This is a genomic window from Metasolibacillus meyeri (assembly GCF_003049505.1).
GTDB lineage: Bacteria > Bacillota > Bacilli > Bacillales_A > Planococcaceae > Metasolibacillus > Metasolibacillus meyeri.
On the sequence record NZ_PYWN01000030.1, the window covers coordinates 26,060 to 40,817 of the forward strand.

Annotated in this window: 12 protein-coding genes; 7 read left to right on the forward strand and 5 right to left on the reverse strand. The window is 37.7% G+C overall.

The annotated features are described in order from the left end of the window. Positions 1-10: 10 nt before the first annotated feature. The 5 genes from mnmE to rpmH form a co-directional block, all read right to left on the reverse strand. Positions 11-1,396: a tRNA uridine-5-carboxymethylaminomethyl(34) synthesis GTPase MnmE gene (gene mnmE / locus C9J34_RS04580; RefSeq protein ID WP_107838685.1), complete on the reverse strand. Its 1,386-nt coding sequence runs from the start codon at positions 1,394-1,396 to the stop codon at positions 11-13. Between the two features lie 285 nt (positions 1,397-1,681). Beyond that, positions 1,682-2,443, reverse strand: coding sequence for an RNA-binding cell elongation regulator Jag/EloR (gene jag / locus C9J34_RS04585; RefSeq protein ID WP_107838686.1), 762 nt, complete (start codon positions 2,441-2,443; stop codon positions 1,682-1,684). Further along, entirely contained in the window at positions 2,440-3,207 is a 768-nt protein-coding gene (gene yidC, locus C9J34_RS04590; protein ID WP_107838687.1) for a membrane protein insertase YidC, read from the reverse strand. The genes jag and yidC overlap by 4 nt, the downstream gene beginning before the upstream one ends. Positions 3,208-3,302: 95 nt before the next feature. Further along, complete coding sequence (gene rnpA / locus C9J34_RS04595; protein WP_107838688.1) at positions 3,303-3,650, reverse strand: ribonuclease P protein component; 348 nt, start codon at positions 3,648-3,650, stop codon at positions 3,303-3,305. Positions 3,651-3,723: 73 nt separating this feature from the next. Beyond that, on the reverse strand, positions 3,724-3,858 hold the full coding sequence (gene rpmH / locus C9J34_RS04600) for a 50S ribosomal protein L34 (protein WP_004233310.1): 135 nt from the start codon (positions 3,856-3,858) through the stop codon (positions 3,724-3,726). Between the two features lie 552 nt (positions 3,859-4,410). Here rpmH and dnaA point away from each other — a divergent pair. The 7 genes from dnaA to C9J34_RS04640 all read left to right on the forward strand — a co-directional run bounded on the left by dnaA (position 4,411) and on the right by C9J34_RS04640 (position 14,489). Next, positions 4,411-5,754: a chromosomal replication initiator protein DnaA gene (gene dnaA, locus C9J34_RS04605; RefSeq protein WP_107838689.1), complete on the forward strand. Its 1,344-nt coding sequence runs from the start codon at positions 4,411-4,413 to the stop codon at positions 5,752-5,754. 180 nt (positions 5,755-5,934) lie between these two features. Further along, a complete protein-coding gene (gene dnaN, locus C9J34_RS04610) occupies positions 5,935-7,071 on the forward strand; it encodes a DNA polymerase III subunit beta (protein ID WP_107838690.1) in 1,137 nt (378 codons plus the stop codon). Positions 7,072-7,292: 221 nt separating this feature from the next. Then, entirely contained in the window at positions 7,293-7,520 is a 228-nt protein-coding gene (yaaA, locus tag C9J34_RS04615) for a S4 domain-containing protein YaaA (RefSeq protein ID WP_107838691.1), read from the forward strand. Further along, positions 7,517-8,629: a DNA replication/repair protein RecF gene (gene recF / locus C9J34_RS04620; protein ID WP_107838692.1), complete on the forward strand. Its 1,113-nt coding sequence runs from the start codon at positions 7,517-7,519 to the stop codon at positions 8,627-8,629. Before yaaA ends, recF begins: the two co-directional genes overlap by 4 nt. A gap of 57 nt (positions 8,630-8,686) precedes the next feature. After that, entirely contained in the window at positions 8,687-10,612 is a 1,926-nt protein-coding gene (gene gyrB / locus C9J34_RS04630; protein ID WP_107838693.1) for a DNA topoisomerase (ATP-hydrolyzing) subunit B, read from the forward strand. A gap of 24 nt (positions 10,613-10,636) precedes the next feature. Then, positions 10,637-13,099 carry a DNA gyrase subunit A gene (gyrA, locus tag C9J34_RS04635; protein WP_107838694.1) on the forward strand — a complete coding sequence of 821 codons (2,463 nt, stop codon included), beginning with the start codon at positions 10,637-10,639 and terminating at the stop codon, positions 13,097-13,099. Between the two features lie 295 nt (positions 13,100-13,394). Then, a complete protein-coding gene (locus C9J34_RS04640; RefSeq protein ID WP_107838695.1) occupies positions 13,395-14,489 on the forward strand; it encodes an HD-GYP domain-containing protein in 1,095 nt (364 codons plus the stop codon). Positions 14,490-14,758: the final 269 nt, after the last annotated feature.

Consider the following 14,758-nt stretch of genomic DNA (forward strand, 5'->3'; position numbering starts at 1 on the left):
CTTTCGTTTTTTATTTTCCTAAACAGAACTGTGAGAATAATTGATTGATTAAGCTTTCCTGTACTGTATCACCGACAATTTCACCAAGAATTTCCCATGTACGTGTAACATCTATTTGAACCATATCGACTGGCACACCTGCTTCTGCTGCGTTTAATGCGTCTTCCACCGTTTTTCTTGCCTGATGCAATAGGGCAATGTGACGTGCATTGGAAACATAGGTCATATCTCCGCCTTCCACTTGTCCTTCAAAGAATAAGGCAGCAATCGCTTCTTCTAGCTCTGCTACGCCCTCTTCCTGTAGTAACGAAGTTGTGACGATGCGGTGCGCTCCCGCTAATTCTTTCACACGCTGCAAGTCGATCTGTTGCTGTAAATCCGTTTTATTGATGACAACGATATAATCCATATGCTCAATTGTCTCAAATAAACGCTCATCTTCGGGCGATAAGCTTTCAGCACCATTTAATACGAGCAATATTAAATCGGCTCCTTTTAAAGCCTCTCTTGATCTTTCTACCCCTATGCGCTCAACGATGTCTTCCGTTTCACGAATACCTGCTGTATCTACTAAACGTAGTGGCACACCGCGCACATTGACATATTCCTCTATAATATCACGCGTTGTCCCAGCAATATTAGTGACAATCGCTTTGTTTTCATGTACTAAACTATTTAACAAAGAAGACTTCCCTACATTCGGTCTTCCTAAAATAACTGTTGATAAACCTTCACGTAAAATTTTACCTTGCGAAGATGTGGTTAGTAATTTATCGATTTCATCACGTACCCAACTGCATTTTTCAAGCAACACAGGCACGGTCATTTCTTCCACGTCATCATATTCTGGATAATCAATATTTACTTCTACTTGTGCTAGCGTTTCAAGCAATGCTTGTCTTAACTGTCCAATTAAACGCGATAGCTTGCCATCCATTTGTGTTAACGCAACATTCATTGCGCGATCTGTTTTTGCACGAATTAAATCCATGACTGCCTCTGCCTGTGACAAGTCGATCCGTCCATTTAAAAATGCACGCTTCGTAAATTCGCCTGGCTCTGCTAGCCTAGCCCCATAACGCAACACCAATTGTAACACGCGGTTCACTGATACAAGCCCACCATGACAGTTGATCTCCACAACGTCCTCACGTGTGAATGTTTTCGGTCCTCGCATTAACGATAACATGACCTCTTCCACTACTTCCCCTGTCGTTGGGTCGATTAAATGCCCATAGTGAATCGTATGTGTCGCTTGCTCAGCTAATTTTTTTCCATTTGGTGCCTGAAATATTTTATCTGCGATTGCGATTGCTTCATCCCCACTCAAACGAACGATGGCAATAGCGCCTTCCCCCATCGGTGTGGATATCGCAGCAATTGTATCAAAATCCATCAAAATGCCTCCTGACTTCATCTTGTTTATAACTTTTACAAAACAAAATTATCCACATGTGGATAACGTAGCCGAACGATATTTCCTAACAACTTAGATTAACATATTTTCAGCAAAATCTAAAGTATAAAGGGAGAAACCATCTGAAAAGTCCTTTCAAGACAGATTCTTCACGAAGGGAACAAGCAAGGTGATAATAGCATTGCAAAAATAGCAAAAGCTGTCCGAAAAGCAGTGCATTAGCCTGCTTTTCGAACAGCTTTTATTGATCTGTATGCATTTAGATTAGTTATTAGTTGATTCAATCACTAAATAGCGATTTGGCTCTACGCCCTCTGAATATGTTTCAATATCCAGACGATTTGTTAAAGCGTGATGGATTATTTTTCGCTCATATGATGGCATCGGCTCAAGCTCTACTTGTTTGCCAGTGCGAACTGCTTTATCTGCCATACGCTCTGCTAGTTGCTCCAATGCTATGCGACGACGCTCACGGTAATCCTCTACATCAATCTTTACAAGCATAAAAGATTTTGCACTTTTATTTAACACAAGCTGTGTTAGCTGCTGTAATGCGTTTAATGTTTGTCCACGTTTTCCAATTAGAAGCGCTGCCTTTTCACTCTCTAAATTAAATGTTGTGTACTTGCCCTCTGTTTTGTGCTTTATGTGTAAATCATTAATACCCATACTTTCTGCTACGCTTTCAATATACGCTTTTGCTTCTTGTATAGGGTCTACATTTAGTTGCTCTTCTGCTGGTTGAATCAGCTCTTCACTCACGTCATCAGTTTGAACTTGCTCCCCGAAAACTTCCTCAGCTGGTGTTGCCACCAGTGATTCTTGAATTTGTACCTCTTTTACAACTATCTGCTCTTCTTTTATCGTTACACGCACTTCAGCAGGGCGTGCACCAAAGCCTAAAAATCCTTTTTTACCTTCTTGTAAAACTTCAACATCTACTTGTTCGCGGGTTTTGCCAAGCTGTTGTAACGCTAATGAGATCGCTTCTTGTACCGTTGCGCCTATTTGCGTAATTTGCTTCACTTTTTCGCTCCTCCTGTAGTAGCTTCTTGTTTATCTTTATTCCAAGGCTTATAAATCACAAGGTTTTGAGACACAGAGAAAATATTCCCGATTACCCAATATAATGATAGTGCTGCTGGTAAAAACATACCGAAGCCCATAATCATTACAGGCATGATGTACATCATCATTTTCATTTGTGGGTTATCAATTGCTGGACCTGTCATTAATACGACAAATTGGAATAAACCTGCAACAATCGCTAGTACCACACTAGGCTCAGCTAATGGGAAAATTAAAAATGTACCTAAATCAATTGTTGGTGTTGCATTCATACGGCTAATCGCATGATAGAAACCAATTAAAATTGGCATTTGAATTAATATAGGTAAACAGCCCATTAAAGGATTGGCACCTGATGATTGCATTAATGCCATCATTTCTTTTTGATATTGCTGCTGTGTTGCCGCATCTTTAGAACTATATTTTTGTTGTAGCTCCTTTAGCTTTGGCTGTAATTCCTGCATTTTTTTAGAACTTTTAATTTGCTTAACTGTCAACGGTAAAATAGCAGTTCGAATAATAATCGTTACAACGATAATACCTAAGCCATACGTACCTAGCAATTCAGCAAAATATTGAATGACTGAAACTAACGGCCAAACGATGAACTCATTCCAAAAGCCTTTGCTTTCAGACGAAATCGGCTCGTTAAATTCTGTACAGCCTGACAGCAATAATGTTGCTGCAACAAGTGTCAGAACGATCCAAAGTCTTTTTTTCAACTTTCTTCCCCCTAGATCAACTACTCTATTTATTCATTTGTGTCATGAAGATATTCTAACATGCAGAGGCATCTGCACTCCACTATTTTGTAGCATCACTTCGGCTGCTTCAAAACTTTTGCAACTTTTAATACATGCTGTAAGCTTTTTTTCGTTTCGTGGAAATCTAAAGTGGCCGCCTGATGCCGGGCGATAATAACATAGTCCATATCCTGTCTTACTTCATCTTTTAGTTCAAGAAATGTTTGACGGATATAGCGCTTTATTTGGTTACGTGTTACGGCTTTTCCTATTTTCTTGCTTACAGATAAGCCAATACGAAACTCCTCTTGCGCCTCCTTTGTCAAGCAGTAAACGACAAATTGGCGATTTGCAAAGGATCTTCCTTTCTTAAACACCTTTTGAAAGTCTTCGTTTTTTTTAATTCTTTGGCGTTTATTCATTCCTTCACCAGCTCCATCTACTCATTTCACCAATTATATAGAAAAAAAAGACCACTGATGTGGCTCAGTGGACTTATGCTGATAATACTTTTCTTCCTTTACGACGACGTGCAGCTAATACTTTACGACCGTTTTTCGTGCTCATACGTGCGCGGAAACCGTGTACTTTGCTGTGCTTACGCTTTTTTGGTTGATATGTGCGTTTCATTTTATATTACACCTCCTATTAATGAGAGTTTGCTATTTATCTTTTTCGACATACAGACTTGGATATTATATATATAAACCTTCCTATTTGTCAATCCCTTAATGAAAATCAAATACGCCTCTATTTTTTCTTACTTATCCACAAGTTAAACTACTTTCATGAAAATAACTATGTGAATAAGTTTTTTCGCTTTTAAAATTATCCACATCAGTTATTGACAGCTTTTTCACAAACTAATAGCATGTGGACAACTTTTTTGTGAACAGTTTGCACTATGTGGATAAGTTTGTTAAAGTATTGTAATTGCTCATTTTTTTTGATACGATAAATGTGTTTTCTTTTGTGGACGATTTTCTTGGGAAATATTTTATCCACAGTTGTTGATAATCTGTGGACAATATTATACATAGGCTTTGGATAGCAATTATCCACAGGCTGTGACTATGTGTATGTCTATTATATATTTGCTGAAATAAATTAATTTATAGCTTTATTTTTTAAGAGAACACAAATAATTTTAATATAAAATTTCGAACGAAAGGACGTATTGGCTTGGACCATTTAGAAGAATTATGGAATAATGTCCTTGCTCAAGTAGAACGAAAAATTGCCAAACCAAGCTTCGATACATGGCTAAAACCTACGAAAATTTTAGCTTTTGACGGCACAACAATAACGCTTTCTGCACCAAATACTTTTGCAAGTGAATGGCTAGAAAAGCATTATATGCATCTTTTGACAGGTAGTTTAAACGAATTAGTAGGAGAAGATTTGGTCATTAAATTTGAAGTTCTAAACGAGCAGGATGAGGACGATTTTGAGCTACCAGCACCTAGAATTAACGGGCACAATCAAGATCACCAAGAAATTTCACCTGGCATGTTAAACCCGAAATATACATTTGATACATTCGTTATCGGCTCTGGTAATCGCTTTGCACATGCAGCTTCTCTTGCCGTTGCAGAAGCGCCAGCAAAAGCATACAACCCCTTCTTTATTTATGGGGGTGTAGGACTCGGCAAAACACACTTAATGCATGCCATTGGGCACTATGTGCTGGAGCATAATCCTTCAGCAAAGGTTGTCTACTTATCATCGGAAAAATTTACGAATGAATTTATTAACTCAATCCGCGATAATAAAGCGATTGATTTCCGCAATAAATATCGTAATGTCGATGTTTTATTGATTGATGATATTCAATTTTTAGCTGGAAAAGAGTCTACACAAGAGGAATTTTTCCATACATTTAACACATTGCATGAGGAATCGAAGCAAATTGTCATTTCAAGTGATAGACCGCCAAAAGAGATCCCGACGTTAGAAGATCGCTTACGTTCGCGCTTTGAATGGGGCCTAATTACGGATATTGCACCGCCAGATTTAGAAACGAGAATTGCGATTTTGCGCAAAAAGGCGAAGGCTGACCATTTAGACATTCCTAATGAAGTTATGCTCTATATTGCGAATCAAATCGATTCCAATATTCGTGAATTAGAGGGCGCTTTAATCCGCGTTGTTGCTTATTCTTCACTTGTCAAAGAAGATGTAACACCAGAACTTGCAGCCGCTGCTTTAAAGGATATTATTCCAAATGCCAAGCCGCGCATGATTTCCATTTTAGACATTCAAAATGCAGTTGGAGAGCATTTTAATATTCGTTTGGAAGATTTTTCTGCTAAAAAACGTACAAAATCGATCGCTTTCCCTAGACAGGTTGCTATGTATTTGTCACGTGAGCTAACTGATTTTTCATTGCCGAAAATTGGCGAAGAATTTGGTGGACGCGATCATACAACAGTTATTCATGCACACGAAAAAATCTCTACTCAACTTAAAAATGATCAAGGGCTTCAACAAGATATTAAACAAATCCGCAGCATGCTAGGTAAATAACTGTACTTTTTGCATGTGGATAACTTATCATTTTTTGTACAAACTTATACACAGTCTATCTACATGTGGATAGACTGATTTTACTTGTTAAAAAGGCACTTATCCACAAATCCACAGCGCCTACTACTATATCTATTTATTCTTTTATTATTTTAATAACATTATATATGGGGGTACGACATGAAATTTGATATTATGCGTGACCGGCTTTTAGCTGGATTAAACGACGTCATGAAAGCAGTAAGTTCAAAAACAACCATTCCAATTTTAACTGGTATTAAAATTGACGTAACACATGAAGGTTTACGTTTAACTGGTAGTGATGCAGATATTACAATCCAAACTTTTATCCCAGTTGAAGAAGATGGGGAGCAATTGATGAATGTTAGTGCAACGGGCTCTATCGTATTACAAGCTCGTATGTTTAACGAAATCGTTAGAAAGCTTCCTACAAACGAGGTCGAAATTGAGGTATCAACAGGTTTTGCAACAAATATTCGCTCAGGTAAGTCTGAATTCCATTTAATTGGACTTGATGCTTCAGAATATCCTTTGTTACCAGAAGTAGCAGAAGATCGCCAATTCTCAATACCAGCAGACTTATTAAAATCTGTTATACGTGAAACGGTGTTTGCTGTTGCAACATCTGAAAGCAGACCCGTGTTGACAGGTGTAAACTGGAGGATATTGGATAATGAATTAATATGCGTTGCAACGGATAGTCACCGTTTAGCTCGTCGCAAAATTCAACTAGAACAATTACCAGCTGAAATTAATAGTGTTGTCATTCCTGGTAAAAGTTTAAACGAATTAAATAAAATTTTAGAAGACACAACAGATCTTGTGCAAATTGCCTTAACGAATTATCACGTTTTATTTAAAACGGATGATGTATTATTTTTCTCACGTCTCCTAGAAGGCAATTACCCAGATACGTCACGCTTAATCCCAGAAGAATATAAAACAAATGTGACGATTAATGGTAAAGCATTACTACAAGCGATTGATCGTGCATCACTTTTAGCACGTGAAGACCGCAATAATGTTGTACGTTTTGAAACATTGGAAAACAGCACAGTAGAAATTTCTTCTAACTCACCGGAAATTGGAAAAGTAGAAGAGCAAATTTCTGTGGGAAATCTTGAAGGCGAGTCGCTGAAAATTTCCTTCAGTGCGAAATACATGATGGAAGCACTTCGAGCGATTGATGGACAAGATGTTATTATTCAATTTACTGGTACAATGCGTCCATTTATTTTACGTTCAATTCATGATGATGCAATTTTGCAGCTTATTTTACCTGTTCGTACTTACTAATTTAAAAAGCCTGGAAAGTTCTATACGTTAGAATTTTCTAGGCTTTTCTTTATCTTGATTCAATAGATGCCACAGAATCTGTTGGTTTTGGATTAACTATGATTTGCTCGAAAATGGATTGTTCAGTTGAACTATTCCAGCTAAAATCGCTTCTCTTACGCAGAAGCTTATTTTTTGGTATGATAGAAAGATAGATTTCATTTAGCGGAGGATGAACAAGCATGCAGGATATTTTTATTGATGCAGAGTTTATAACATTAGGACAAGTATTAAAAATGACGGATGCAATAAGCTCCGGTGGAATGGCTAAATGGTTTTTAAGTGAGCACGTGGTTTATGTCAATGGGGAGGTAGAAGATCGCCGTGGACGTAAAATACGTAATGGTGATGTAGTCAATATTCCAGGTGTCGGCCGCTTCCGTATTGTTGAGAACGGTGCGACTGAATGAATATTGAGCAATTAAAGCTGGTAAACTACCGGAATTATGCGTCATTAATGCTTGATTTTTCTCCTAAAATCAATGTTTTTATTGGGGAAAATGCACAAGGGAAAACAAATGTGATGGAATCCATCTATGTTTTAGCAATGGCCAAATCTCATCGTACATCGAATGATAAAGAATTAATACGTTGGGATGCAGACTATGGTAAAATAGAAGGTGTTGTGCAAAAGCGTTATGGCAGTCTTCCTATTGAACTGACAATATCAAAAAAAGGTAAAAAAGGTAAAATAAATCACCTTGAGCAAACACGCCTTAGTGATTATATCGGACAAATGAATGTCGTGATGTTTGCGCCGGAGGATTTGCACGTTGTGAAAGGAAGCCCTCAATTGCGGCGACGCTTTATTGATATGGAAATTGGTCAAATATCTCCTGTATATTTACATGATTTATTAACATTCCAAAAAATATTAAAGCAGCGCAACCACATTTTAAAAAGCAATCAGGGTCGCCACGCATTAAATGATGTGATGTTTGATGTTTATACAGAGCAATACATTCAAGCATCTGTTCAAATTATTCGTAAAAGATTTCAATTTATGGAGCTACTACAGGCATGGGCTGAGCCAATTCATGCTGGGATTTCGCGTGGCTTAGAAAAGCTGGTCATAAAATATCGACCGATTTCAGGGCTAGCAGCAGATCAAAGCGCAGAGCAAATGGCGGCACATTTAGAGCAAAAACTATTAGAGGCGAGAAAAAGGGAGTTGGAGCGCGGTGTAACATTAGTAGGACCACATCGAGATGATTTGCAATTTTTTGTTAATGATTATGATGTTCAAACATATGGTTCACAAGGGCAGCAGCGCACAACAGCTTTATCTTTAAAGCTTGCTGAAATTGAATTAATTAAACAAGAAACGAAAGAAACACCCATCTTATTATTAGATGACGTGTTATCGGAGCTAGATGATTATAGACAATCACATTTATTAAATACAATTCAAGGTGAAGTGCAAACATTTGTTACAACAACAAGTGTTGAAGGTATTCACCATGAAACGATTGAACAGGCTAGATTGTTCCATGTGAAACAAGGGGATATTGTAAAATAATAAAGCTTTTGTGGAATAATGGACATATAGAGTTTGAAGAAAGAGTGGGTGAACATAGTGTCTTTAGAAGAAAAAGACGTTCAGCAGCAGGCATATGATGCTGATCAAATACAAGTATTAGAGGGCTTGGAAGCAGTTCGTAAACGTCCAGGGATGTATATTGGTTCTACAAGTTCCAAAGGTCTACACCATTTAGTATGGGAAATCGTAGATAACAGTATTGATGAGGCACTTGCTGGTTTTTGTACAGATATCACAGTAGCGATTGAAAAGGATAATTGGATTCGCGTTGAAGATAATGGGCGTGGTATTCCTGTAAGTACGCAAGAGAAAATGGGTATACCTGCTGTTGAGGTTATTATGACTGTGCTACATGCTGGAGGGAAATTTGGCGGTGGCGGTTATAAAGTATCAGGAGGATTGCATGGTGTAGGTGCGTCTGTTGTGAATGCCTTATCGATTGAAACAGAAGTTTATGTAAAGCGAGATGGCCATGTACACAGCATAAAATTTGAGCGTGGACGTACAATACAGCCACTTTCTGTAATTGGTGATACGACTGAAACAGGAACAACGACACGTTTTAAAGCAGATGCGGAAATTTTTACGGAAACGACTGTTTATGAATACGATATTTTAGCTACACGTGTACGTGAATTAGCTTATTTAAATCGTGGCATTCGTATCACGATTGCAGACGAACGTGAAGAGGAAGTGCGTTCCGTTACATATCACTATGAAGGTGGTATACGCTCATATGTGGAGCATTTAAATGCAAATAAAGAGCCACTCCATGATCCAATTGATGTAAATGGAGAAAAAGATGGCATTTCTATTGAAATTGCAATGCAATATAATGCAGGCTTTTCTTCTACAATCATGTCGTTTGCCAATAACATTAATACGTATGAAGGTGGTACACATGAATCGGGCTTTAAAACAGCTTTGACACGTGTGATTAATGATTATGCGCGTAAAAACGGTTTGCTTAAAGAGGCAGATGCCAATTTAACAGGAGAAGATGTGCGTGAAGGCTTAGTCGCAATCGTATCTGTTAAACATCCAGACCCACAATTTGAAGGACAAACGAAAACGAAATTAGGTAACTCTGAAGTGAGCCAAATTACGAATTCACTGTTTTCAGAAGGCTTTGAACGTTTTATGCTAGAAAACCCCACTGTTGCACGTCAAGTAGTTGAAAAGGGCTTAATGGCGGCTCGTGCACGTGTGGCAGCGAAAAAGGCACGTGAATTCACACGTCGCAAATCAGCATTAGAAGTATCAAGCTTACCAGGGAAGTTAGCAGACTGTTCTTCTACAAATCCAGCTGAATGTGAAATTTACATCGTTGAGGGTGATTCTGCCGGTGGTTCTGCAAAAAGTGGTCGTGACCGTCATTTCCAAGCAATTCTCCCTTTACGTGGGAAAATTTTAAACGTAGAAAAAGCACGTTTAGATCGCATTCTTTCAAACACTGAAATTCGTGCCATGATTACGGCTTTCGGGACAGGAATTGGAGAAGAATTCAATTTAGAAAAAGCGCGTTATCATAAAATTGTTATTATGACGGATGCCGATGTTGATGGTGCACATATCCGTGTGCTGTTATTAACATTTTTATTCCGCTTCATGCGCCCATTAATTGAGGCAGGTTACGTATACGCAGCGAAGCCACCATTATATCAAGTGAAGCAAGGGAAGCATGTAGAATATTGCTATTCTGATGAAGAGCTAAGCGAAATTTTAAAGCGATTATCAAGTGTACCAAAGCCAAACGTTCAGCGTTATAAAGGTTTAGGTGAAATGAACGCAGATCAATTATGGGATACAACAATGGACCCAGCGCACCGCACATTAATCCGTGTAGAATTAGATGATGCGATTGAGGCGGATCGAATTTTTGATCAATTGATGGGTGATGACGTTGAACCACGCCGTCATTTTATTGAAGAAAACGCTGTTTATGCAGATTTAGATATTTAGCCGTTTGGAAGGGAGGTCTATATTTTGTCTGAGATCGAACATGGAAATATTCAAAGAAATAATATTACGACTGAAATTAAAACATCATTTTTAAACTATGCAATGAGTGTTATTACAGCGCGTGCTTTACCAGATGTACGTGATGGCTTAAAGCCTGTACACCGTCGTATTTTATATGGGATGCAAGAACTAGGCAATACATCAGATAAGCCATATAAGAAAAGTGCCCGTATTGTAGGGGACGTAATGGGTAAGTACCATCCACATGGTGACTCTTCTATTTATGATGCAATGGTGCGTATGGCACAGGATTTCAGCTATCGCTACATGCTAGTAGATGGGCACGGAAACTTCGGCTCTGTTGATGGTGATGGTGCAGCCGCGATGCGTTATACAGAATCGCGTATGTCAAAAATCGCAATGGAAATGTTACGTGATATCAATAAAGATACAATTGATTATGAACCAAACTATGATGGTAGTGAACATGAACCAAAGGTATTACCATCTCGTTATCCTAACTTACTTGTCAACGGTACTTCCGGTATTGCCGTAGGGATGGCGACAAATATTCCACCGCATCAATTAGGCGAAACGATTGATGCTGTGCTTGCTTTGTCGGAAAATCCTGCTATTACGACAGAAGAGCTAATGGAAATTATGCCAGGACCAGACTTCCCAACAGGTGGTTTAATTATGGGACGTTCTGGCATTCGCCGAGCTTATGAAACAGGTCGTGGCTCCATTATTATTCGAGCAAAGGTAGAAATTGAGCAAAGCAGTAACGGGAAGGAAACCATTTTAATTCATGAGTTACCTTATCAAGTAAATAAAGCAAAACTCATCGAAAAAATTGCGGAGCTTGTACGTGATAAAAAAATTGACGGCATTACAAAATTAAACGATGAATCGGATCGTCGTGGGATGCGTGTTGTGATTGAAGTACGACGTGATGCAAATGCCAATGTCGTATTGAACAATTTATTTAAACAAACAGCAATGCAATCAAGCTTTGGTGTCAATATGCTCGCATTAGTAGATGGTCAGCCAAAAATTTTAAGCTTAAAAGAAGCACTATATCATTATTTAGAGCACCAAAAAGTCGTAATTACGCGTCGTACAGCATTTGAGTTACGCAAAGCGGAGGAACGCGCACATATTTTAGAGGGCTTACGTATCGCGCTTGACCATATCGATGAAATTATTGCGATTATTCGAGGTTCACGTAGCGGTGATGAAGCAAAGCCTGTATTAATGGAGCGCTTTACATTGAGTGAGCGTCAAGCACAGGCAATTCTTGATATGCGTCTTGTTCGTTTAAGCGGTTTAGAGCGTGAAAAAATTGAAGCTGAATATCAAGAGCTCCAAAGATTAATTGCTGAATTAAAAGCAATTTTAGCAGATGAAACAAAAATAGTTGAAATTATTCGTAAAGAGATGCTTGAGATTAAAGAGCGTTATAACGATAAACGCCGCACAGAAATTACGGCTGGTGGTCTTGAAATGATCGAGGATGAGGATTTAATTCCACGTGAAAACTCGGTTCTGACATTAACGCATAATGGTTATATTAAGCGTTTAGCCGCAAATACATACCGCTCGCAAAAACGTGGTGGTCGCGGTGTGCAAGGTATGGGGACTAATGAGGACGACTTTGTAGAGCATTTATTATTTACATCAACGCATGATACAATTTTATTCTTCACGTCAAAAGGGAAAGTATTCCGAGCAAAAGGTTATGAAATTCCTGAATTTGGGCGTACAGCAAAAGGTTTACCGATCGTTAACTTACTAAATATTGAAAAAGATGAAAAAGTAACAGCGATGATTCGTGTTGAATCATTCGATGAGGATGCTTACTTTATCTTTACAACGAAAACAGGTATTACAAAACGTACGCCAGTGTCTCAATTCGCTAATATACGTACAAATGGTTTAATTGCAATTAGCTTACGCGAGGATGATGATTTAATTTCTGTACGTTTAACAGATGGCAAGAAGCAAATTATTATCGGGACACAAGATGGTATGCTCGTTCGTTTCCAAGAGGAAGATATTCGTTCAATGGGACGTACAGCTGCTGGTGTGCGCGGTATTAAATTGCGTGATGGGGACTATGTAGTAGGTATGGAAATCATTGAGCCTGGCCAAGAAATTTTAGTTGTTACAGAAAAAGGCTATGGAAAACGTACACCTGAGCAGGAGTATCGTTTACAAAGCCGAGGTGGTGTCGGCTTAAAAACAATGCAAATTACAGAGAAAAACGGAAAGATGTGCGCAGTTAAAGCGGTCGATGGTACAGAGGATATTATGCTTATTACAATTAACGGCATGCTGATTCGCATGGATGTACAAGATATTTCTGTGATTGGCCGTAGTACACAAGGTGTCCGTTTAATCCGTTTAGCTGAAGAAGAATATGTTGCGACTGTAGCAAAAGTGGAAAAAGATATCGTAGATGATGAAGATATCGAAGAAAACGAATAAGTTTTTTGAGTTGTAAAAGATACTGTCTGAAAAGACATTTTGAGACACGTCCTTGGTGACGAATAACTACAGAAGCACAGATATAGGTTTAGGGCTGTCTGAAAAGGTAATTCCTCTTTCAGACAGTCCTTTTTCGACAATTTTTAATTGTTTTGATTTGTAAGTACATGTAGCTATTTTTATATATTTGGAATAATATGAATAAAAATTAACTAAGATGTAATTACTACTATATTTATAAAAATTGTTACGATACAATGAAAAGAAAAGTACACATATAAAGGTGGTTTTTAGATTGGAGACTACTCAGGTAAATGTTGCGGAATTAAATGTAGGACAAACTATAGCAGATAACATATTTGCAAATACACAATTTCCGATTATTTATAAAGACACAAAAGTCACATATGAACATCTACATATACTTAATGTATTCAATATTAAATCAATTCCTGTTTATCAACAGCTTTCAGGGAAAAGTAAAGCAACAGATGCTGTTGAAAGTCATTCTATACAACTCGCAGAAAAAGTAGCTTCCTTTGAAAAATCCTATGCAAATGCAATTCAACAATTTAAAAAGGAATTTTTCAATTGGGAATCTGGTGCGAAAATTGATATGACTAAAATACGTGGGATGGCAATTCCTCTAATTGAGCAAGTGCTTGAAAATCGCTCATATATATTTGATTTAAACAGTTATTCAAATCCACAAGATTATTTATATCATCATTGTATAGCAACGGGCTTAATTGCTTCGATTATGGCGCAAAAATTGGGCTATGAAAAAGGAATTTGTATCCAGATGGCAATTGCTGGAACTTTAGCAGACTCTGGAATGGCTAAAATTCCAGCTAGAATTCGCGATAAGACAAGTAAGCTGACAGCACATGAGTTTGCAGAAATTCGTCAGCATCCTGTTCATAGCTATGTCATGGTAAAAGATTTAGGTGCATTAAAGGGAGAAATGAAGAAGGCCATTTTCCAACACCATGAAAGATTAAATGGTAGTGGTTATCCAAAGGGTATTAAGAGTGAAGATATTTCTATTTTCTCACAAATTATTGCAGTCGCCGATGTCTATCATGCAATGACGAGTGAGCGACTATATAGTGAGAAAAAAGCAACGTTTCAAGTAATAGAGATGATTAAAGAATCCGAGTTTGGAAAGTTTGATATAAAAGTTGTGAATGCTTTAATAGCGATTGTAGCTGAATTGCCAATTGGTACTAGAGTGGAGTTATCCAATAAAGAGCGGGCGGAAGTAATGTTTATTAATAAGTATGCACCGACAAGACCATTAGTGAAAATTACAAGCACTGGTGAAATTATTGATCTAGCAACAGTACGTTCTTTCTATATATCACGTGTTATTACAAAGGCGGATGATTAAGTAATGTTTACTGAGCAATTACGCCTTAGCGTAATTGCTTTAATATTTTTTTGAAAAAGTATTGACCTTATGTGAAATGTTTGATATTATTTATTAAGTCGCTGCGATGCATAAGTAATTCTTTCTTAAAAAACTTTTTTAAAAAAGTAGTTGACTTAAAAAGCACGACATGATATTATATAAAAGTTGCTTCTGATAGATGCGACGATGATATAAAAATGAACCTTGAAAACTGAACAAGCAAGACGTGAATGAAAAAACGTTTCATT

Bases quoted from the DNA above. Each gene is read 5' to 3' on its own strand.
- yaaA (WP_107838691.1), top strand. From the start codon at position 7,293: ATGCAGGATATTTTTATTGATGCAGAGTTTATAACATTAGGACAAGTA.
- recF (WP_107838692.1), top strand. From the start codon at position 7,517: ATGAATATTGAGCAATTAAAGCTGGTAAACTACCGGAATTATGCGTCA.
- dnaN (WP_107838690.1), top strand. From the start codon at position 5,935: ATGAAATTTGATATTATGCGTGACCGGCTTTTAGCTGGATTAAACGAC.
- mnmE (WP_107838685.1), bottom strand. From the start codon at position 1,396: ATGGATTTTGATACAATTGCTGCGATATCCACACCGATGGGGGAAGGC.
- rnpA (WP_107838688.1), bottom strand. From the start codon at position 3,650: ATGAATAAACGCCAAAGAATTAAAAAAAACGAAGACTTTCAAAAGGTG.
- rpmH (WP_004233310.1), bottom strand. From the start codon at position 3,858: ATGAAACGCACATATCAACCAAAAAAGCGTAAGCACAGCAAAGTACAC.